This is a genomic window from Nostoc sp. UHCC 0252 (genome assembly GCF_034931145.1).
Lineage (GTDB): Bacteria > Cyanobacteriota > Cyanobacteriia > Cyanobacteriales > Nostocaceae > Nostoc.
In genome coordinates this window covers 20,874-43,227 of the sequence record NZ_JAYGHE010000051.1, presented here as the reverse complement: position 1 = coordinate 43,227, position 22,354 = coordinate 20,874, and the positions used below count along the sequence as shown (strand labels likewise).

At 42.9% G+C, this 22,354-nt stretch carries 21 protein-coding genes; 13 read left to right on the top strand and 8 right to left on the bottom strand.

Features of this window, described 5'->3' with window-relative positions; genetic code table 11:
• Positions 1-343 precede the first annotated feature (343 nt).
• Complete coding sequence (locus VB732_RS24160; protein WP_323233434.1) at positions 344-607, top strand: hypothetical protein; 264 nt, start codon at positions 344-346, stop codon at positions 605-607.
• Between the two features lie 53 nt (positions 608-660).
• Here VB732_RS24160 and ggt read toward each other — a convergent pair whose 3' ends face one another.
• The 5 genes from ggt to VB732_RS24135 form a co-directional block, all read right to left on the bottom strand.
• Positions 661-2,493, bottom strand: coding sequence for a gamma-glutamyltransferase (gene ggt / locus VB732_RS24155; RefSeq protein ID WP_323233433.1), 1,833 nt, complete (start codon positions 2,491-2,493; stop codon positions 661-663).
• A gap of 59 nt (positions 2,494-2,552) precedes the next feature.
• Complete coding sequence (locus tag VB732_RS24150; protein ID WP_323233432.1) at positions 2,553-2,921, bottom strand: pentapeptide repeat-containing protein; 369 nt, start codon at positions 2,919-2,921, stop codon at positions 2,553-2,555.
• Positions 2,922-3,116: 195 nt separating this feature from the next.
• Positions 3,117-3,647 (bottom strand): hypothetical protein, encoded by a 531-nt coding sequence (locus VB732_RS24145; protein ID WP_323233431.1) that lies wholly within the window; start codon positions 3,645-3,647, stop codon positions 3,117-3,119.
• A 201-nt stretch (positions 3,648-3,848) separates the two neighbouring features.
• Entirely contained in the window at positions 3,849-4,445 is a 597-nt protein-coding gene (locus VB732_RS24140) for a hypothetical protein (protein WP_323233430.1), read from the bottom strand.
• A 202-nt stretch (positions 4,446-4,647) separates the two neighbouring features.
• Positions 4,648-6,000, bottom strand: a complete 1,353-nt coding sequence (locus tag VB732_RS24135; RefSeq protein WP_323233429.1) for an OB-fold nucleic acid binding domain-containing protein — start codon at positions 5,998-6,000, stop codon at positions 4,648-4,650.
• A 419-nt stretch (positions 6,001-6,419) separates the two neighbouring features.
• Here VB732_RS24135 and VB732_RS24130 point away from each other — a divergent pair, with 419 nt between their 5' ends.
• Positions 6,420-7,388 carry an SGNH/GDSL hydrolase family protein gene (locus VB732_RS24130; protein ID WP_323233428.1) on the top strand — a complete coding sequence of 323 codons (969 nt, stop codon included), beginning with the start codon at positions 6,420-6,422 and terminating at the stop codon, positions 7,386-7,388.
• A 143-nt stretch (positions 7,389-7,531) separates the two neighbouring features.
• Here VB732_RS24130 and hemJ read toward each other — a convergent pair whose 3' ends face one another.
• The 3 genes from hemJ to pheS form a co-directional block, all read right to left on the bottom strand.
• Entirely contained in the window at positions 7,532-8,116 is a 585-nt protein-coding gene (gene hemJ / locus VB732_RS24125; RefSeq protein WP_323233427.1) for a protoporphyrinogen oxidase HemJ, read from the bottom strand.
• 269 nt (positions 8,117-8,385) lie between these two features.
• Entirely contained in the window at positions 8,386-9,237 is an 852-nt protein-coding gene (locus tag VB732_RS24120; protein WP_323233426.1) for an alpha/beta fold hydrolase, read from the bottom strand.
• Between the two features lie 466 nt (positions 9,238-9,703).
• The gene (gene pheS / locus VB732_RS24115) at positions 9,704-10,696 is read right to left on the bottom strand and encodes a phenylalanine--tRNA ligase subunit alpha (RefSeq protein WP_323233425.1); all 993 of its coding nucleotides are present in this window, start codon (positions 10,694-10,696) and stop codon (positions 9,704-9,706) included.
• A gap of 198 nt (positions 10,697-10,894) precedes the next feature.
• Here pheS and surE point away from each other — a divergent pair, with 198 nt between their 5' ends.
• From surE to VB732_RS24060, 11 genes are all read left to right on the top strand, one after another.
• Positions 10,895-11,692, top strand: coding sequence for a 5'/3'-nucleotidase SurE (gene surE, locus VB732_RS24110; protein WP_323233446.1), 798 nt, complete (start codon positions 10,895-10,897; stop codon positions 11,690-11,692).
• Between the two features lie 286 nt (positions 11,693-11,978).
• Positions 11,979-12,875, top strand: a complete 897-nt coding sequence (locus VB732_RS24105; protein ID WP_323233424.1) for an MBL fold metallo-hydrolase — start codon at positions 11,979-11,981, stop codon at positions 12,873-12,875.
• Positions 12,876-13,192: 317 nt separating this feature from the next.
• The gene (locus VB732_RS24100; protein ID WP_323233423.1) at positions 13,193-14,266 is read left to right on the top strand and encodes a bifunctional riboflavin kinase/FAD synthetase; all 1,074 of its coding nucleotides are present in this window, start codon (positions 13,193-13,195) and stop codon (positions 14,264-14,266) included.
• Between the two features lie 136 nt (positions 14,267-14,402).
• Positions 14,403-15,311 (top strand): MoxR family ATPase, encoded by a 909-nt coding sequence (locus VB732_RS24095; RefSeq protein ID WP_323233422.1) that lies wholly within the window; start codon positions 14,403-14,405, stop codon positions 15,309-15,311.
• 309 nt (positions 15,312-15,620) lie between these two features.
• Entirely contained in the window at positions 15,621-15,878 is a 258-nt protein-coding gene (locus VB732_RS24090) for a hypothetical protein (protein WP_229490188.1), read from the top strand.
• The gene (locus VB732_RS24085) at positions 15,868-16,254 is read left to right on the top strand and encodes a type II toxin-antitoxin system RelE/ParE family toxin (RefSeq protein WP_323233421.1); all 387 of its coding nucleotides are present in this window, start codon (positions 15,868-15,870) and stop codon (positions 16,252-16,254) included. Before VB732_RS24090 ends, VB732_RS24085 begins: the two co-directional genes overlap by 11 nt.
• A gap of 312 nt (positions 16,255-16,566) precedes the next feature.
• Positions 16,567-17,139 carry a cytochrome C gene (locus VB732_RS24080; protein WP_323233420.1) on the top strand — a complete coding sequence of 191 codons (573 nt, stop codon included), beginning with the start codon at positions 16,567-16,569 and terminating at the stop codon, positions 17,137-17,139.
• A 251-nt stretch (positions 17,140-17,390) separates the two neighbouring features.
• A complete protein-coding gene (gene secA / locus VB732_RS24075) occupies positions 17,391-20,183 on the top strand; it encodes a preprotein translocase subunit SecA (RefSeq protein ID WP_323233419.1) in 2,793 nt (930 codons plus the stop codon).
• A 231-nt stretch (positions 20,184-20,414) separates the two neighbouring features.
• Entirely contained in the window at positions 20,415-21,410 is a 996-nt protein-coding gene (locus VB732_RS24070) for an alpha/beta hydrolase (RefSeq protein ID WP_323233418.1), read from the top strand.
• Positions 21,411-21,457: 47 nt separating this feature from the next.
• Positions 21,458-21,583 carry a hypothetical protein gene (locus VB732_RS24065; RefSeq protein WP_323233417.1) on the top strand — a complete coding sequence of 42 codons (126 nt, stop codon included), beginning with the start codon at positions 21,458-21,460 and terminating at the stop codon, positions 21,581-21,583.
• A gap of 320 nt (positions 21,584-21,903) precedes the next feature.
• Positions 21,904-22,323, top strand: coding sequence for a hypothetical protein (locus VB732_RS24060; protein ID WP_323233416.1), 420 nt, complete (start codon positions 21,904-21,906; stop codon positions 22,321-22,323).
• Positions 22,324-22,354 lie beyond the last annotated feature (31 nt).

The window sequence follows — 22,354 nt, the reverse complement described above, 5'->3', positions numbered from 1 at the left end:
GTTAAGTTGACACTAATGAGCATTGCTGTGTCCTTAAGATCATCTGTACCTCACAAAGTTTCAATCTGCGGTATCACAAGTAATTTGCCGGACATGAGACGAATTCTGTTTGTTAAAAATAAATAGTCCGATCGCAAATTGCAAACCCACGCTGAAAACAGTAGTTATTGTTACACACGATCGCAAAAAACGCGGATAACATTAGAAAAATCTCACCCGAATAGACAAGGTGAGGCAAAGCTGTTTATCTTCATGTCCAAAAATAGGCCACAAGGGTGAGAAATAGCTTGACAAAAGTCTGATATTATGCGTTAGTGGTTAGCTAAAAGCAAAGGAGTCTGCAATGCATCGACAAATGTGCTGGTTATCTAAGTCTGGTGGCGACGGAGAGAAAATTTTGTATTTGCAAACCGAACCCAATCAGCCTTGGCGGCCCTACACGGCTTTTGGACATTTCAAAGTCCCAGATTATCAAATACCAGGTGGTTCTAAAGGTTGGGCAACTTACCAAAAACTTCTCAAAGCAGGTTGGACACTAGTACCTAGCGCTCGCGCAAACGAGTTTGGGACTAGTAGCTACGCAGAGTCAACAATCCAAAATCAATAGTTATTGGTCATTTGTCATTGGTCATTGGTCATTTCATTCAGTCCCTCACTCGCTTACAAACCTCTGGGGGAACCTTCACCGCGAGGATCTGCCGCGCCTTCTAGAGTTCCATCGGATGTAACAGCGATCGCGTTACCATTACCCCAAGGAGTAGTTTCCTTAATTTTATGCCCCCGACGGCGTAATTCTTGCACAGTCAGAGCATCCAAACCCCAGGATTCCACGCGCAACTGATCTGGAAGCCATTGATGATGTATGCGTGGAACAGAAAGAGCTGCGCCAACATCCATGTTATATTCCAGCACATTTAGGATGACTTGCAAAATTTGGGTGATGATGGTGCTACCACCGGGCGTACCGGCTGCCATCCGAAAACGGCCGCTTTCTGTGACAATTGTGGGAGTCATGCTGGATAGGGGAGTTTTGCCGGGCGCAATGCTGTTGGCATCGTTACCAACTAAACCAAAGGCATTAGGCACTCCTGGCGCAGCAGCAAAATCATCCATCTCATTGTTGAGGACAATTCCAGTTCCTGGTGTCACGACACCAGCACCAAAACTCAGGTTAATTGTGAAAGTCAGGCTTACGGCGTTGCGTTCTCCATCCACAACAGTAAGATGGCTGGTTTGGGGAGATTCATACCGCGTCGCGTGCATTTTTTGAGACTGATGAGATAACGGAATAGTACTTTCTCGTAAACTTTGATTGTTAGTTTGGCTAAAACGTTGTAGTGTCTTTCTATCTACTGGCTTGACCTCGGTCGAAGGTCTAGCCATTTGCATATTAATTTCTTGACGGCGTTGTTTGGCGTAAGCTGGACTAAGCAGTTCTTGTACAGGAACTTTGACAAAATCAGGATCGCCTAAATATTCTGAGCGATCGCTATAAGCAATCTTCATTGCCTCTATCATTAAGTGGATAGCGTCTGGATGATGCCATCCCAAAGATTTTAAATCAGTGTCACCGATAATATTTAAAATCTGCAATAGGTGAATCCCTCCCGATGATGGTGGTGGCATTGAGCAGATTTTAGCTTTACGGAAATTCCCACAAACGGGAGTCCGCCAGATTGGTTTATAGCTTTTTAGGTCTTCTAGAGTAATTAAACCACCATTTTTTACCATATCAGAAGCGATCGCGCGAGCAATATTTCCGGTGTAAAAACTTCGGGGATTTTCGACAATTGCTGTTAAGGTGCGTGCCAAATCACTTTGTACCAGCTTTTCCCCTGGTTTATAAAATTCACCGTTGCGAGTGAAAATTTCCCGCAGTGCTGGATTCTTGAGAAGTGCTTGTTTATAGGATTGGTTTGTTTGCAGAGAACGCCAGGTTGCGACATCGCCCAGAATAAAGCCATCTTTAGCAAGTGCGATCGCAGGTTTCATCACCTCTTGCCAAGAAAGCTTACCATAGCGACGATGCACTTCATAAAGTCCTGCCACCGTTCCTGGTGTCCCTACTGCCAAATAACCACTGATACTTGCATTTGAACGCACCTTTCCTTCTGCGTCTAAATACATATTTCTTGTAGCCTTCAGGGGTGCGCGTTCGCGGAAATCTAGCGCTTTGATATCGCCAGTTTTCTCAGAGTGCATCAGCAAAAATCCGCCGCCGCCGATTCCTGCTGAAAAAGGCTCAACTACAGAAATTGCAAAAGTTGTAGCTACGGCTGCATCTACTGCATTACCACCTTTGCGTAACATCAAAACTCCCGCCTCACTTGCTAAAGGATGGGCTGAAACCACCATTCCCTTTTTGCTGCGTAGGGGTAAAGTTATGGCGGCTGATGCTACTTGAGTGTAAAGTAAGAGACTGAAAGAAAAGATTGCGATAGCTACGCCCGCTATGGGCATCGCAACCTGCTTTGATTTAGCAACAGTAAGCATTTTTATGCCATTTTGTTTGATATCTATTAGCCTACCGTTAAGGTGTGCATTTAATACCCTTACACCTTCCGCATATTTCTACTGATGGGGTCAAAACCTCTAGAAAACCGCGTGCTTTCATCGTAATAAGCGCCAGTCAAATTCGCTCCATATAACTTAGCATGGTTGAGTTTGGCTCCCCGGAGATTTGCTTCATTCAGTTTGACACCGCTCAAATTTGCTCTGGTTAAGTTTGCTTTAGCTAAGTTAGTTTTACTCAAATCTGCTCCCCAAAGTTTAGCTTTAGCTAGATTAGCTCCACTCAAGTCAGAACCCCATAGATTGATTCCAGGCAAATGAACTCCAATTAGCCTGTTTCTACTCAAGTTGACGGCTGGAAAATATCTTTCCCCTGCGGCAAACCGCCTTTTTAATTCCTCTGTATTCACAATCGCTACCCAACAATAATCAAACTTCTATCACTAATATCGATTTTATATGAGGGTACATAAAACTGTAGAATTAGCAACAGGAAAAATTATTTTTCAAATAACCTCTGATATTCCAATACCCTGAGATTAAGGCTTGATCCTACCTAACCCTTGTAAAAAAGCAGGGATGAGATCAAGCCTCTCATATCACATTTACTTGACTGGAATAACTTCAAACTCGAAATTACCGATTAAACGGTCATCAATATAGACCTCTATTCTATACTTACCAACCGGATCGCCAGGAGCGATCGTCCAAAAATTTTCAATCACACCATCTAGAGCCGATTGTGTGCGCCGTGTTATGGATGTAGTACCGTCTTTTGATATTGAGAAATCTTCACCGTTATCTGTACCCCAAGTTTCTGGAGGTTTTGGTAAATACAAGACTTCGCGCCATTTCACTTCACCTTGATAGTCTTTAAGTTTAATCCGCCATCCGTAGATGTTTCCTTCTTGAAGCGGCACTCTTGTTGTGCGGAAAATGGTAACGTTACCTTTGGAGTCAACTCTCTTCAGACCGAACTCGGTGTTACTAACAGTAATCTGTTTTGTATTCCTTGGCGCAAAAGTCGATATGTTACTTTCTCTCAAAACAGAAGTAGCGTTGATTGGCTCAGAATATATAACCTCAAATATGAGCCAAGAGGAAGCTAGCACAGCAATAGTAGCCCAAATTCTCATTAGTATGATTTTCCTGTCAGACTTTTGGTACTTATTCAAATAATCTGACACGTTTTCCGGGCCAAGGTTGCCTATGCTCAGGGCAAAGACGAATCAATATAGCCAAATAAATGCTTTTGACTCAGACTTGCGTGAGCGTAGCCCGCATGTCCAAGGTTACGGGCAAGGGACACACCGTAAAAAGTATAATTGAGCTTTGATTCAACCTTTTAGATTAACCTTCCCCTCAAACTTGACCACATCTTGATGTGATAAAAATTTTTCACTAGTGTGATAACTTCTTCGCCATTTTTCGAGATGCTCTATAGATATTGATTTAGATGTGACGTTTACACTACTCCCTCGCCAAGCAACTTCTGCATCTGTCGTGAAAACCCCACACTCTAATTGATCTAGCCTCATATTCCAATATTCGCTAAATCGACCTTTTAAAGTTATAACTTGCTCAAATACCTTGTTCCTGTGTTTATTTCTTCTTTTCCTTTCTGTCGCTCCTGTTGCTTCTGTATCAATAAATTTAGTTTCAATTAAAAATAGGCTACCTTTAAAAGTCTGGTAAACAAAATCACACTTTCCTAAATCTGTATAATCTGAAATTGGAGATTTTTCAAATAGTAGCAATTCAGCGCACGAAGGAAACAAGTCTTTAATATTCAAAAATAAATAAGCTTGCAATAGAAGTTCCTTGTCATAAGGAAATAAGATCACACCTTCAAAGAACTTTTGAATGTCATCATGAGTTTGGGGCTGAATTTTTTTACAGTATGAAACAAATTTATGTAGTTCGTTAACAATCATCAAGTTCTAACTCCTTCCCCCGGTCGCAGCCTTAAGGCTATTAGCATAAAAAGATACCATTTTCTCAATAAAATCATCATCCGCGTAAGTAACTAAAAAAACGTTTCAAATCCTAAACACTTAAGCCATTCTACTGATGACAGTTCCGTAAAACTAATTTTGAAGCTGCTTTTCAGTATTGTCGGATTTTTCACTTTTGATGTCAGTTACCAGTCAGCGATTTGATATGAGCAGGAAAACTGGCATTTTGCAAAGCTTGAACAGTTATTCTTGAATCTTGTACGCAAAATTGCCAACCTAAGCGAACAAGTTTCCGAGAATTTTCAGTTTGGATAATTCCAATTACTGGCATTTTGGCTTTTTCTTTATCTACTGAGTGGTCTTGCAAAATTGTTTTTAAGCGATGTAAGTAATCCATATCACCTGCTTGCTGGGGATTTAACTCCACCATTACCATTTGTACTGTTTCCACTGGTTCTGCATCTTCAACAATAAATTGAGTTTGCTCGTCGCGCCGGTCTACTTTTCCCCAAATAATCAATCTGGTGTCAACTTGAAGTAGGGAACTAATGCGTTCATAAGTTTTGGGGAAAACTACAGCTTCCGATTGTGTAGTTAGGTCTTCTATTTGCAAAATTGCCATCTGATCGCCTTTTTTTGTAACCACTTTTTTGACGTTATTCAACATCACAACTGCACAAAGTCTGGTTTCTTCTCTTTGCTCTCCCAGTTGTGAAAGGTTGATCGGTGTCAAAAGTGGTGCTATTTGCCGTAAGGATTTCAATGGATGATCTGATACATAAAAGCCTAATAATTCTTTCTCCATCTGTAACTTTTTCTGTGGGGGTAAATCTGTCACAGGTTTAGATTTAGGAGCAGTTTCAAAGGCATTATTTGCTCTTTTATTTTGAGTAGAAGAAAATCCATTGCCTAATAAATCAAAGAGATTTCCTTGACCGCTAGCTCTATCTTTAGCGCGAGATTGTGCCCAATCGTATACTAATTCTGAGTCATTAATTAACTGCTGGCGGTTGGATTCAATTTTGTCAAAGGCTCCACAGTAAATCAGTGATTCTAGAGTCCGGCGGTTAACAGCACGTAAATCCACGCGATCGCAAAAATCAGCAAGGGATTTAAACTCTCCTGTTTCATTTCTCGCCTCTAAAATACAGGCGATCGCGTTCTGTCCCACGTTACGTACCGCCGAAAATCCAAACAGAATCTTTCCTGCTGTTGGTGTAAAATCAACTCCAGAACGATTAATATCTGGTGGATCTATGGAAATACCCATGTTTGTACAGTTAGTAATATATCTCTGTACCTTATCGGTATCGCCACTGTTAGCTGTTAACAGTGCCGCCATGTATTCCAATGGGTAATTAGCTTTTAGATAGGCTGTCTGATAAGTTACATAACCATAAGCAGTCGAATGAGATTTGTTGAAACAATTAGAAGCTATTAAGCCATTTTTGATACCAAAATTATGGTCACGCTCAACTCCAATATCATAGACATTTTGCGTGCCTAAATATTTACGTGTGGCTATTTTTATCATCCTACCTTACCCCCAAAAAAATCTTTGTGAAATTAATTAATTGATAAAAATTGTAGCGATAGATAGTAATACCTGTAATATACGATTATATCACTAGAAAACACTGCTATACTCCTATACAAAAGCAGCATAAGCAACCAAAATATATTAAAATTATAGTCAACCATTAAATAAACGGTTAATAGCAATATAATTGCTGTTTTTAAAGCTTAGAAACACATTCCAATACATCTTAATCTGCTTAGTTAGGGTGTTTGGAGAGTCGGGAGCAGAGGGAGAAAAGGGGACAAGGGGACAAGGGGTGAGAACTTGAAACAAGTCTTTCCCCTTGTACCCGATTCCCAATTCTCAATTCCCAATTCCCAATGCGTCAGTTACTATCGTTGAAAAGTAACTCCGTATAATGAGGATTTGGGTAGGTGAAAGAGGCGCTAATCGTAATTTTGGCGGTGGTTATAGGATTGTTTGTGGTAGCCGAGATCGGGCTGCGATCGCTCTTTGGCTTTGGTAATCCTCTAATTTACATGGGCGATGAGCAGATTGGTTATTTATTGGCTCCTAACCAGCGTACCCGCCGTTTTGGTAATCGCATTGAAATTAATGATTATTCTATGCGAGGTAGCCCGATCGATAAGATACTTGCACCTTCTGGGTTGCGAGTTTTGCTGTTAGGGGATTCTATTGCTAATGGAGGCTGGTGGACAGATCAGACTAATACAATATCCGCGCTGATGATGCGTTCTTTGACATCATCAAGTCATAGTAATTATCAGGAAGTAGAAGTATTAAATGCTTCAGCTAACTCTTGGGGGCCACGGAACGAGTTAGCTTATTTAGAGAAGTTTGGTACTTTCAACGCGCAAGCAGTAGTGTTATTAATTAATACCGATGACTTATTTGCTACCTCTCCCACTTCTTTACCAGTAGGACGCGATCGCAACTATCCCGATAGTAAACCTCCTCTAGCCTTAGTGGAAGTGTGGCAACGTTATATCGCCAAGCAGAAGCCAATTCCCGACATGAAAGCAGTGCAGAATGAAGCAGGCGATCGCGTGGGGATTAATTTAGAGGCGATCGGCAAGATTCAAGCCTTGACTCGCCACAACAGTCAATTTTTACTAGTTATGACTCCTTTACTACGAGAAATTGGTGAACCAGGCCCCCGCGATTACGAAATTAAAGCCCGCCAGCGCTTGAATGACTTTACGAAGACTCAGCAAATTGACTATATAGACTTTTTACCGATATTTAATTCAACTACCAACCCCCAAGCTTTGTACCACGATCATATCCACCTCAATTTGCAAGGTAATAAATTTGTCAGTGAAGTTATAGAGCGATCGCTTTTGCAAAGACTAGGGAACATATCACTTACTCAGAGCTACTAAAGTTGTTAATTCTCACCTATAAAAGGTTGAGAAGTCGCTGATAAAAAGTTAAATCCCCAACTTTTCAAATAAGTCGGGGATACTGCAAATCGTAAATCACTAATTTTGCACCCATGCATAGCTTATGTAGACAGCAATTTTGTCTAACTTTGTTCTTGTGGAACTTGCCCTATCTGTGCAGTCAGCTTCTCTTTATCTTGCCTGCGTTTTTTGGCATAAAGTTGAATAGTGACTGCCATCAAAATAATCATGGCAAAAATAGCCCAGGCAGCGATATCTGTAGGTAAATTATTCTTAAATACAGCCAGCAATACGATCGCTACTAACATAACTGTAGGCGCTTCATTTAAAGCACGTAATTGCTGACTATTCCAGCCACATTCATCTACTGCCAACTTCTTCATAAGTCGAGCGCAGTAATGATGATAGCCAATTAAAATGGCAACAAACAGTAGTTTAATATGTAACCAACCCTCTTTTAAAACGTCCGGCTCAGTGGTTAATAAACCGATAGCCATTGCGATCGTCACAAACATGCCTGGGTTAGTGATGATGCTGTAGAGGCGCTTTTCCATAATTTGATACTGATTTTTCAGTATCGTTTTCGCTGGTTCCGGTTCTTCATTAGCTTCAACGTGATAGATGAAAAGGCGTACTAGGTAGAACAAACCAGCGAACCAAACTACAAATCCAATAATATGAAATGCTTTAAACCATGAATAAGCCATGAATCATAATCTCCTTTACTTGTGGTTGCTATCCATTTGTAATGGTAATAAAAAGTAGTCAGGAGCCAGAATTCTGAATCCAGAATATTCCACCCGTTAAAGGATGAGTTTTAACAAGAAAAACATTTTAATTCTGCCACTCAATCTTCCATTTAGTGGACTACAGTGATGATTTTGCACCCTCTACTAATTAATTCTGATTCCTGAATTCTGACTCCTGAATTTTGACATTCATTTTTATAATATCGACTTTTGCCAAAAGTATATTGTCAATGAGTATCTTTACAACGCACAAAGGGTAAAAGGTCTTCTAAAATTGCTTCGTGGTAGTGTTCTTGAGGATAATGTCCGACGTTATTAAGTTTGATTAATTCAGAATTTGGTGTAGAATTAGTAAAATTTTGGGCGATGTCTACAGATAACCAAGGGTCAATCACTCCCCATTGAATCAGAATTGGCTGTTGCCATTCTTTAAAGCCAGATTCGATTTCTGTCATTGCTGAATCAAGCTGTAAATTGCGAATACTTGATAAAAGGCTCCGTCCAGATGACGAAGTTTGCAAAAATGGTTTTCGATAAATATCTAAATCCTTGTCTCCTATGCGATAACGGCTACCAGCTTCCAGCGTCCGGTCAACTAATAGGGGGTCTTGGGTCATTACTTCACCTGCCAAAGGTAAACCCATTTGTTTAATTTTCCAGGGTAATTTGGCAGCAGTTGATATTGGTGTATTTAGGATAGCTAAATTGGCAATCTGTTCTGGATGACGCAAGGCATATTGTAAACCTACAGAACCTAAAAAGCCTTGGACAACTAAAGAAAAATGTTCAATTTCTAGTGCTTTGATAAATCCTTCTAAAGCTGTGATAAAGGCATCAGGTGTGTAAGCAAAATCTCGTTTTTCTGGTTTTGCAGAAAAGCCGTAACCAATCCAATCTGGAGCGATCGCTCTTGTCCCTTGATTTGCTAAAGCAGGTATAATATTACGCCAACTATAACTTTGTGAAACTAAGCCGTGTAGCAACAACACAGGTGCTAAATCAGTTCTGCCGATTGGTAAAGATTCTCGATAAAACCATTCCAGTGAATCTACACTGATTTTATGTTCTGTTATTGACACGCTATATTCCTATGGATTCGGGCATGGGGCATTGGGCATTGGTTATTGAGAGTCAAGACTTATGCAAAAAATAGCCCAAATCTAGATTTTCCGGTAGGGGCAATTCATGAATTGCCCCTACCGCGTATAGTTCTGCGTAAGTCCTAAAAGTAAAACTATTTTCAAACTTTTTTGATCTAGCAAAGATTAAGTTTTAATAATCTTACTGAATTCTGGCTTCTGTTTTGAGCAAATTGATTTTTGCAAGAGATTTGATTAACGAACAGAATAGAGGCGTCAGTCGCCAGAATGGGCTAAACCTTAGCTATCCGCTAACAGAATTGAATTCTGTGCGAGTGGCGGATGAATAAACGGCGTTTTTGCTCCCCCACTAAATCGGAGATTTAGTGGTGCAAGAATCGAGTGGTGGGTCTGAATCCCCCACTCATTCATTCTGACTCCTGAATTCTGACTTCTGAATTCTTCTTCAAAATTGCTGCAAAAACCGCAAATCACTAGCATACAACCGACGAATATCATCGATTTGATGTAACACCATTGCAAAGCGTTCTACACCAAAACCGGCAGCAAACCCAGTATAAATTTCTGGGTCATAACCCACAGACTTAAGTACATTCGGATCGACCATACCGCAGCCCATCACCTCTAGCCAGCGCCCATTCCACTGCAAATCCACCTCAGCCGATGGTTCGGTAAAGGGGAAATAACTGGCGCGGAAGCGAATAGGTAAATCGCCAAATACTGCTTGCAAAAATACTTTAATTGTGCCCTTGAGGTCTGTAAAAGTTAGTCCTTCATCAATGGCTAAAAGTTCTATTTGATGGAAAACAGCCGAGTGAGTGGCATCTACGTTATCTCGCCGATAAACTCGCCCTGGAGAGACAATCCGAATAGGTGGTTCTTCTCTTTCCATGTAACGAATTTGCACTGATGAGGTTTGAGTGCGGAGAAGATTACCATCTGGCAGGTAGAAGGTATCCTGCATATCACGGGCGGGGTGGTCGGGCGGAGTATTGAGAGCTTCAAAATTATAATAATCTGTTTCCATCTCTGGCCCTTGAGCCACGGTATAGCCCATACCAACAAAGATATCCAGCGCCCGGTCAATAATTCCGTTGAGAGGATGAATACGACCTTGGGGGCTATAAATTCCTGGCATAGTTACATCTAGAGTTTCCGCCTCTAGCTGTAGTTGAATTTGCGCGGCTTCCAGGGCGGTGCGTTGCTGGTCTAGACTAGTTTGCAGAGATTCTTTGACTGTATTAGCGATCGCTCCAATTTTCGGCCGTTCCTCTGCACTCATTTGCCCCATACTTCGCAACAGTGCCCCCAGTTCCCCTTTTTTACCCAGATAATTAACTCTGAGTTCTTCCAGACGTTCTAGGGTGTCGGCGGCTGCGATCGCTTTTTCTCCTTCCTGCCGCAGTGCTAAAAGTTGAGCTTCTAAATTGCTAGTCATTAGTTATTAGTCATTGGTCATTAGTCATTAGTTTATAGTCAAAAGCTGTGAACTGCTCGATAAAGCAACTTACAGATAAGGGGCATTCCGCCGCACTGTACTAGTGAGTATAAATGTTTTTTTGCTATTTGTGATTTCAGACATTGACAAATCGCTAATAACAAATAACTAATAACTAATGACCAATGACCAATGACTATGAAATTACTAATTAGTAACGACGACGGCGTTTCTGCCTTGGGGATTCGTACCTTAGCCAACTACTTGGCAGAGGCAGGTCATGATGTTAGTGTAGTTTGCCCAGATCGAGAGCGATCGGCAACTGGACACGGGTTAACCTTACACCAACCCATTCGCGCCGAAATTGTTGAAGGGATTTTTCATCCTGCTATCAAAGCTTGGGCTTGCGATGGTACGCCTTCAGATTGCGTAAAATTAGCGCTGTGGGCTTTATTAGATACTCCTCCTGATTTGGTTCTCTCTGGCATTAATCAAGGTGCAAATTTAGGAACTGAAATTTTGTATTCCGGCACTGTTTCGGCAGCAATGGAAGGTCTAATTGAAGGTATTCCTAGCGTAGCCCTAAGTCTGATGAGTCACACATCTAAAGACTTTCAACCTGCTGCTAAGTTTGCCAAAATTCTCGTAGACCAGTTAGCTCAAAAACCACTGCCAGATTTAATGTTGCTCAACGTCAATATTCCTGCTGTGAAATGGGAAGAAATTGCGGGAGTTACTCTTACCCGTCAAGGTCTACGGCATTACATTGATGTGTTTGATAAACGAGTTGATCCTCGTGGAAAAACGTACTACTGGTTAACCGGAGAGGTAGTTGAGGATGTGGAACCCCCAACCGGATCAAATCTGCCTCAAAATGTACCGTTAGATGTGCATATTGTACGTAAAAACCACATCAGTATTACGCCGTTACAATACAATCTCACTTACGCAACTGGATTAGATAAATTATCTGAGTGGGAATTTAATTTTCAGTGAATCATTTGATTTATCAGGACAAAATTGGGGTTATGCAAATGCATCAGAGAAAAATGTAGGCTATAACGTAGGGGCACTCTTGAAATAACCGATACACATCCAGCCCAAAACCTAGAAAATTCTACCCGATCGTATTTCATTCACAATTACACAATCAGCCAGAAACAGGGTATGCTGTTTTACCAAGAAATCCTTCCTCTACCAATATCGGTGAGACAGCATAAACTTAACCAAAATAAGTAACATTTTTCCAATTATCGCCCGCTCAGTCCAGCAAGCAACACCTATGTCTAGGATAGAGAACCAATTTACCGTACAATTTTGGGGCGTTCGTGGCAGCATCCCCAGTCCAGGGCCACACACTGTTCGTTACGGCGGTAATACCCCTTGCATATCAATGCAAGCGGGCGATAAACGCTTAATTTTCGATGCTGGCACGGGACTGCATGTTTTGGGGCAATCTTTGTTGCGTCAAATGCCGTTGGAAGCTCATATATTTTTTACCCACTCTCACTGGGATCACATGCAGGGTTTTCCCTTCTTTACCCCAGGGTTTGTGAAGGGGAATGACTTTCATATCTACGGCGCGATCGCACCTGATGGTTCTACCATAGAACAGCGCCTCAACGATCAAATGTTGCACCCGAATTTTCCGGTTCCCTTGCAGATTATGCAAGCTAATTTAAATTTCTACGACATTCGACCGGGGCAACCAATCCACATCGATGAAGTGACTGTAGAAACAGCACCTTTAAACCATCCAGGTGAAGCCATAGGATACCGCGTCAACTGGCGTGGTGGCGCTGCTGCTTATATAACCGATACCGAACATTTTCCCGACCGACTTGATGACAACGTGCTGTGGCTAGCTCGTAACGCCGATATCTTAATTTACGATTCTACCTACACAGACGAAGAATATCATTCGCCAAAATCCCCAAGAATTGGCTGGGGACATTCTACATGGCAAGAAGCTGTGAAATTGGCACAAGCCGCTAATGTCAAAACTCTGGTAATTTACCACCACGACCCCGCACATGACGACGACTTTTTGGATCTTGTCGGGAAACAAGCATCTGCAAAATTTCCTGGTGCGATCATGGCACGAGAAGGATTGATACTTCAGATTCCTACCTCAGTAGCCTTATCAGAATCTTTTCCTGTTAGTAAGTTTTCTACCTAAAGATTGCGATCGCAGGAATTGGAGATTTTAGATTAGATTGGTGATCAGAAGCTTTCAGCAGTCATTGGTCATTGGTCATTGGTCACTTGTACTGAGCGAACGCGAGTGCGTCTCCAAGAGTTGCCGTAAAGCCTGCGGCACAGCTACGCTTAGGGCGGAGCCTCTCCAAGAGTTGTATTGGTCATTAGTCATAATCATTGGTTATTTACAAATGACAAAGGACAAATGACAGATGACAAGCTGTCCTCCTTAAGGCGGTTTACCATAAAGTAGCTTCCTGCTGATAGCTAAAATAAACCTAAAATCTCAGAATCCACGTGCTAAATTTGTCTCAAAATGGGTGTTCTGTGTGGGTTGCTTCTTCGAGCAAAGGGCTACTAACGCCGACTGCTGTCGCCCTTGGCAAGTTTGATGGTGTTCATCTTGGTCATCAAAGAGTAATTCAACCAGTCTTGCACCCTGGCGATCGCTTGTCAGTAGCCAGTAGCCCCCAGTCAAAGGAAAGTCAACAACTGACGAATCAAGAATATGCCTATTCAACAGTTGTCACCTTTGACCCCCATCCACAGGAGTTTTTCACGGGGCAACCCCGGACTTTGTTAACGCCACTGGATGAAAAAGTCCAACAATTGCGATCGCTTGGGGTAGAACAATTAGTATTACTACCCTTTGACAAAGAATTATCTGCTTTAACCCCCGAAGAATTCGTTCAAAAAATTCTCGTGCAGCAACTGCAATGCCAGCGAATTAGCATCGGGCAGGATTTTTGTTTTGGCGAAAAGCGCAGTGGCACTGCTAAAGATTTGCAATTAATCGCCGCCAAACATAATATCCCTGTTACCATCGTTCCTTTACAAACTTATACAGGTGACTCGCCCACAGAAAGTAGTTGCGTCAATAATACTTCTGCTCAAGATGCCCGCATTAGCACTTCATTGATCCGCCAAACCCTTGAGCAAGGCGACATCGAAAACGCAAATCTACTGCTAGGTCGCCCTTACACTCTCTTTGGTGTTGTCGTTCAAGGTCAACAATTAGGCAGAACGATTGGCTTTCCCACCGCCAACCTTCAAGTACCAAAAGAAAAGTTTTTACCCCGCCAGGGAGTTTACGCCGTCCGCGTTTTTACCTTCAATGAAACATCAGATGCGGCTTCTAGTGAAAGCTTAGGCGTAATGAACATCGGCAATCGCCCAACTGTAAATGGTACTTATTCATCTGCGGAAGTACATTTATTTGATTGGTCTGGTGATTTGTATGGCAAAAAACTGGCTGTAGAATTAGTTAAATTTTTGCGCCCTGAACAAAAATTCTCTTCTCTAGAAGCCTTAAAAACACAAATTCACCTTGACTGCATTGTTGCTAAAGAAGTTTTGAGTGTTGAGTGCTGAGTGCTGAGTGGGAACAATGTATTTAGGGAAATTGGGCATTGGGCATTGGGCATTGGGAATTGGCTATTTCCCCCTGCTCCCTGCTCCCTGCTCCTCTGCTTCTTCCCCATTCCCCATTCCCCACTCCCCGCGCTGCATGAGAGAAAAAATTGACGCTTTAACACAAAATCTGGCTCTTACCATCGTTGGCAAAGCTGAGGCAATACGCTTAGTGCTAGTAGCCTTACTAGGTGGTGGTCATGCCCTTCTAGAAGATGTCCCTGGTGTTGGTAAAACCCTGCTCGCTAAATCTTTAGCTCGTTCACTGGATGGCAAGTTTCAACGGTTACAATGTACCCCCGATTTACTTCCAACTGACATCACTGGCACTAATATCTGGAATCCAAAAAGCGGCGAATTTACTTTTCTTCCTGGCCCAGTCTTTGCCAATATCCTCCTAGCTGACGAAATTAACCGCGCTACACCCCGCACTCAATCAGCTTTGTTGGAAGTTATGGAAGAACATCAGGTAACAGTTGATGGTGTCTCTCGTCCAGTTCCTCAGCCCTTTTTTGTCATTGCTACTCAAAACCCGATCGAATATCAAGGTACTTTTCCCCTGCCGGAAGCGCAAATGGATCGGTTCATGTTGTCGCTGAGTTTGGGCTATCCTTCGGAGTCAGAAGAACTCCTGATGCTGCAAAATCTCCAAAATGGTGTGAAAGTTGCCGATTTACAGCCTTGTATCACCTTGGCAGAAGTACAGGAATTGCGTTACATCTGCTCTCAAGTAAAAGTGGCAACTTCGTTGCAACAGTACATCCTCGAATTGGTGCGGGTAACACGCCAAGATGAGGAAATCGCCCTTGGTGTCAGTCCGCGTGGCACATTAGCATTACAACGGGCTGCCCAAGCGCTAGCTTTTCTATTAGGGCGTGATTATGTCATTCCCGATGACGTAAAGTTTCTCGTTCCTCACGTTCTTTGCCATCGCCTTATTCCTAGAGGAGGACGCAACGCTAGAACTGTTGTTGAGCGGTTATTGCGATCGGTTTCTATTCCTTAAATTCAAAAAGATAGATAACGGTCGTTTCTATTTTGGTCTAATTGCTTTCTCTAGAAATGCTACTAATATCGTGTTCGACTTAATACTTATGTCATTGCAAGCGTTGCGCGGCAATCCCAAACCTTTGCGATTGCTTCATTCCACTTCGTTGCATTCGCAATGACATACTATAAGTGATTTGCCGAACATGATATAACAAAATCTGAAATCCAATGCAATCCTGTATTAAAGTCAGGGATAAACTTAAATTCCCTGATCTTGCTTGGATTTCAAATGTTAGGATCTCCTACAAAATCAGGTAGACAACAAATGAAAGCGATCGAAGTTACCGGCAGGATTGACTCTCAGGGAAACCTAGTTTTAGATGAGCCGATTCAGGGAACTACTTATCCTCATCAGGTTCGGGTAATTGTGTTGGTTCCAGAACAGGCTGAAGCAGAAGAGGTTGATCCTGATGATACACCCGTTGAGGAGATTAAAGCGAGCTTGAGGAGAGCCTTGCAGCAAGCAAAAGCGGGGCAACGCCTGCCATTATCTGAAATGTGGGAGGGAATCGATGCCGAATGAACAGCCATCGGTATTAATCGATTTAACTCCTGAATATAAACAAAACTTGCGCTACCTATCTAAGAGATTTCGCAATATTCGCTCTGACGTTCAACCGATTATTGAGCAATTACAACAGGGGAACATTGTAGGCGATGCCTACGGCGGGCTACGCCTACGCATTGCGGGTATCGGTGAGGAGTATATTGTTTACAAGGTGAGAGTTCGCAACAGTAGTATCCAAAAAGGTAAGAGTGCTGGATACCGATTGATTTATCAAGTTGAGTCAACTACAAGTATTTTGCTATTAACGATTTATTCCAAGTCTGACCGAGAAGATATTGGTGCAAATGAAATCCGAGATATTGTGGCTGATTTTTCTGATGAGTCAGGTTAAAAATACCAAGAGATTTTTTTTGGCACAGTCAATGATATGCCATTGTTATTAATGCTTAGAGATGCTTAGACACAGAGCGGCTTGCTATTAGAGTGTTCCAAAAAATAAATGATCCAAAACCCGTCATTGCGAGCGAAGCGAAGCAATCCCAGCCCTTGCGATTGCTTTGCTTCGCTCGCAATGACAATTGAGCATTTTTTACTTGGAGTACTCTTACTAAAACTACTTATACAAAATCTGAAACACTGCTAATACTGCGTAAGTCCTATGATTAGCACAAGCGCCACTTCTAAATATCTGGGAATGTGAGGAATGTCAATTTTTGTTAAACGCAAAATTCGTGATAGCGATCGCCAAGTATTAAAGCAAAGTGCCGAACGCGAGTTCAAACGCCAATTTTTTGGTTTACTTCTGGTAATTGTAACGTGGAGCCTAGCTATGGGTTGGCTTCTAGCTTTAGCAACTAATGCTCAAAGTGCTACTCCTTCCAGCGAAATTGGTACTATTGATGCAGTACCTACACAGTATCAACTAGGGCAAGAACTGTACTTAGAAAACTGTTCCACCTGCCACATAGCCTTACCACCAGGCGTTTTACCCACCCAAACTTGGAAAAATCTTCTGCAAGACTCGCAGCACTACGGCGCACAAATAAAGCCTTTAGTCGATCCGCAGCGCATCTTGGTGTGGAGATATCTTTCGACTTTCTCCCGTGTCCAACGAGACGATGAAGAAACACCATATCGCCTCAGTAACTCACGCTATTTCAAAGCTTTGCACCCAGGAGTCAACTTACCACGTCCCGTCCAGCTTGGCAGCTGTGTCAGTTGTCATCCCAGTGCTAGCGATTACAATTTCCGTCGTCTGACACCAGAATGGAAGTGATCCTAACTCATAACTCTATTCCTTCTCTGCCCCCATCTTAGGGCAAAATGATACTATGAAGAAAGAGTAAATATAAGATAAGAGTTAAAACCAATTAGTTTACTAAATAATTGGCTAGTTTTTCTCCTGTTTTTGAGGTAATTCTCATTTGACACCCATCCACAACCAAGACGGTTGGGTTGGGTTAAATGTTTATAATCAATGCCGACCCTTTAATTCCCATCCCCCTTGATTCAGTTCTATAATCTGCCATGCTAAAACTTTTGTTGGGCGACCCCAACGCTCGTAAGCTTAAAAAATACCAGCCTTCTGTTACTGAAATTAACCTTTTAGAGGAAGAAATTAAGGTTCTTTCCGACGAAGAGTTAAAAGCTAAAACTGTCGAATTTAAACAACGGCTTGCCAAAGGCGAAGCCTTGGATGACCTTTTGCCAGAAGCTTACGCGGTTGTTCGGGAAGCAGGACGGCGCGTGTTAGGCTTACGGCACTTTGATGTTCAACTGCTTGGTGGTATCATTTTACACGTAGGGCAAATTGCCGAAATGAAAACCGGTGAGGGTAAAACCCTTGTAGCCACCTTACCGAGTTATTTGAATGCCCTGACTGGTAAAGGTGTACACGTCATCACCGTGAACGATTATCTGGCTCGTCGGGATGCTGAATGGATGGGACAGGTGCATCGGTTCTTGGGGCTGAGTGTGGGGCTAATCCAATCAAGCATGACTCCCAGTGAACGCCAGAAAAACTACGATTGCGATATTACTTATGTCACCAACAGCGAAGTAGGGTTTGACTACCTGCGGGATAACATGGCGACATCAATGGCAGATGTAGTGCAACGCCCGTTCAATTATTGCGTAATTGACGAGGTAGACTCGATTTTAGTTGATGAAGCGCGGACACCACTGATTATTTCCGGGCAGGTGGAAAGACCTACAGAAAAGTATGTACAAGCGGCTGAAATAGCATTCACACTCAAAAAAGACGAGCATTATGATGTGGATGAAAAAGCTCGTAACGTGCTATTGACAGATGAAGGCTTTGCAGAAGCCGAAAATCTTTTAGGAGTCACAGATTTATTTGACCCAGAAGATCCTTGGGCGCACTTCGTTTTCAATGCCATTAAAGCCAAAGAACTTTTCCTTAAAGATGTAAATTACATCGTCCGCAATGGGGAAGTGGTAATTGTAGATGAATTTACCGGTCGGGTGCTACCTGGACGGCGTTGGAGTGATGGACTACACCAAGCTATTGAAGCCAAAGAACACGAAGAGATTCAGCCAGAAACTCAAACTCTAGCGACAATTACCTATCAAAATATGTTCTTGCTGTATCCAAAATTGGGCGGAATGACGGGAACAGCAAAAACGGAAGAACCAGAATTTGAAAAAATTTACAAACTCGAAGTTGCGGTAATTCCTACCAACCGCGATCGCAGACGCGAAGACTTGTCTGATATGGTCTTTAAGACAGAAGCAGGTAAGTGGGGGGCGATCGCTAGAGAATGTGCCGAAATGCACGAACTCGGCAGACCTGTGTTAGTAGGAACCACTAGTGTAGAAAAGTCTGAACTTCTCAGTCGATTGCTGAAGCAGTTAGAGATTCCCCACGAATTACTTAATGCCCGTCCCGAAAACGTCGAGCGGGAAGCGGAAATTGTCGCCCAAGCTGGACGGAAAGGCGCTGTCACCATTGCTACTAACATGGCTGGTAGAGGTACAGACATTATCTTGGGTGGTAACTCCGAATACATGGCACGTCTGAAGCTGCGGGAATACTTCATGCCCCGCATCGTCATGCCAGAAGATGAAGATAGCTTTGGCGTTCAAAGACCAGCCGGATTGCCCACAGGACATGGTGGTGGTCAAGGCTTTGTCCCTGGCAAAAAAGTCAAAACTTGGCGGGCTTCACCAGAAATCTTCCCTACCCAGTTGACAAAAGAGACAGAGAAACTGCTCAAAGATGCAGTAGAAATTGCAGTCCGTGAGTATGGCGATCGCAGCTTACCGGAATTGGAAGCTGAAGACAAGGTGGCTGTGGCTGCCGAAAAAGCTCCCATTGATGACCCTGTGATTCTGAAATTGCGGGAAGCCTACAACCGCGTTAAGCAAGAATACGAACAATTTACGACCCGCGAACATGATGAAGTAGTAGGAATCGGTGGTTTGCACGTAATTGGCACAGAACGCCACGAATCGCGGCGGATTGACAACCAGTTGCGCGGACGTGCAGGAAGACAAGGCGACCCTGGAACCACGAGATTCTTCCTCAGTTTAGAGGATAACTTATTGCGGATTTTTGGTGGCGATCGCGTTGCTGGGTTAATGCAAGCCTTCAATGTAGAAGAAGATATGCCCATCGAATCTGGGATGCTTACCCGCAGTTTGGAAGGCGCACAGAAAAAAGTCGAAACCTACTACTACGACATTCGGAAGCAGGTATTTGAGTATGACGAAGTGATGAACAATCAACGTCGTGCTATTTACGCTGAACGCCGCCGGGTTTTAGAAGGTCAAGACTTGAAAGAACAGGTAATCAAGTACGCTGAAAAAACGATGGATGACATCGTTGATTACTACATCAACATAGACTTACCCTCAGAAGAGTGGGAGTTAGAAAAGTTGGTTGAGAAAGTCAAAGAATTCGTCTATCTGCTAGCAGACTTGCAACCAAATCAATTAGAAGATATGACAGTTGGTGAGATTAAAGCTTTCCTCCATGAACAGGTGCGAATTGCTTACGATCTCAAAGAAGCGCAAATTGACCAAGTTCAACCCGGACTGATGCGCCAAGCTGAACGTTTCTTTATTTTGCAACGCATTGATACCTTGTGGCGGGAACACCTGCAACAAATGGATGCCTTACGCGAATCAGTAGGATTGCGTGGTTACGGTCAAAAAGACCCATTAATTGAGTATAAGAGCGAGGGTTACGAACTCTTCTTGGATATGATGGTGAATATCCGCCGAGATGTGGTCTATTCGTTGTTTATGTTCCAGCCGCAACCACAACAGATGATGCAAGCATCATCAGAGATGGTGTAGAAGTTAGAGAAAATATTTCATCCAAAGGCGCTAAGAGACAAAGCTTTCTTAGCGCTTTCGCTTTTTAATTCATTGTTGGAAAAAACAGTGTGGGGTGACGTATACCCAACTCTGTTTATCAATCAAAATCGCTACAATGATGCCTGGGAAGTTGAGCTACTAACCACAGCAATTCAAAACCGGGATTCCAAATAGAGCAGTTTTTACCATCTACCAACCGAAGGAGAATATATGGTTGCTCCAGTCAATCCGCAAGCCGTGAACGTTTTAGAAGTTGCAGATGATCCGCGTCTTTCTAGAGAAACGAAGGCATTTTTGAACCTACTGAATTCAGGTGGTGTACCGCTAGAAACATTACCTCCCCTCGAAGCACGTCAAGTCCTTGTAGATGCCCAGGCTTCTGTTCAAGTTGATCTTTCAGGCATTGAAGAATCTGAAAAGACGATTACCTCTGACGGATATTCAATCATACTCAACATCGTGCGACCGGAGGGTGTTAAAGGTGTATTGCCTGTTTTCATCTTTATTCACGGTGGCGGTTGGGTGCTGGGCGACTACCCAACCCACCAGCGTATGGTGCGCGATCTCGTCGTGCTTTCCGGTTTTGCGGCGGTCTTTGTCAACTACACCCGCACACCCGATGCTCAGTATCCCCAGGCGATTAATGAGATATATGCCGCGACGAAATGGGTTGCCGAGCATGGCCAGGAGATTGGAGTAGATGGCAAAAACCTGGCGATTGTCGGCAACAGCGTCGGCGGTAATATGACGGCTGTCACTACGTTAAAGGCAAAAGCGAACGGGGGGCCTCACATTAAGTTACAAATTCTGTTGTGGCCGATTGTCGATGCTGATTTTGAAACAAATTCTTATCAGCAATTTGGTGAGAAACGCTTCCTGACCACTTCTTTAATGAAGTGGATGTACGGCATGTACATCCCTGACCCAGAGAAACGCAAAGATATCTATGCCTCCCCCCTCCAGGCTACCGTTGAGCAACTGCAAGGTTTGCCGCCAGCTTTAATTCAAATTGCAGAAAGCGATATTTTGCACGATGAAGGCGCAGCCTACGGACGCAAGCTCGATGAAGCTGGGGTCAGCGTAACCACTGTGCAGTACAACGGTATGATCCATGATTTTGGATTGTTGAATGGTTTAGCCGAGCTTCCATCCGTTCGTTCTCTGTTTGTCCATGCGGCGGCTGAATTGAAGAAATATCTGCAATAAATGGCGATCGCTTCTTTGCTCACTTGTTGTGATCAAGCATCGTTCTTATGAAGGTTTGGCGATCGCGCTTTGCAAACGGTGCTGAGTGGAATGGCACACGCGATCGCTCCTACCAAATTATCAAACATTTCTTTACGCCAAAGTTCACGGTGAATGGCTCAGAATGGTTTTGATTCCGGGAATGGAACTTCTGGCAGATTGATTCAAGATTTATCTTGAGGATAATACTAGAGCCATCTGATTGTCCGTCAACATTGCTGGTACGTTGATGCTCTAAAAAATTCTGTTGATGTGTCAGTTTCATTATTGTCCACTCAGTAAATACAACAAGCTTTGGGCTAAAATTACGTTGTTAGTGGGTACAATTATCACAAATATCCTTATTCCTTATTTTAGATAATATTGCTGTTGTCTAAAATCAGGAATACGAGAATTAGCGATCGCACTGAAATTTGGTTGTTCACCAATCGTAAGATTTTTAGAGGGTACTACTATGCAAAACATGCTAAAACGCGCATTTCTACCTGGCTTGATGGCTGCCACTTTAGCTGGTACCAGCTTAATTCCGGTTCAACCTGCTTCTGCTGATGACCGAGTTCTTAATAATGCAGCCATTGGAGCCGGGGCAGGTGTATTAAGTGGGGTTGTAACAAATTGTGGTTCGGTATTAGACAATGCTTTTAAAGGTGCTGCTGCTGGTGCTGCTGTTAATGCTGCCAATGGTGCAAGACGCACCAGAGCCAGAAGAAGAAACGGACGTTTACCTGTTCAAGATATCGGTGTAGGTGCTGGTGCTGGTGTACTGGCAGGCGCAATTTCTGGCGGTTGTAGAACTACCTGGAAAAATGGTGTCAATGGTGCTGCTGCTGGTGCTGCGGTTAATTTATTAGATAGAAGACCCAGAAGAAGATAATCTGTCATTGATAGTGCCCCTATGATTATCA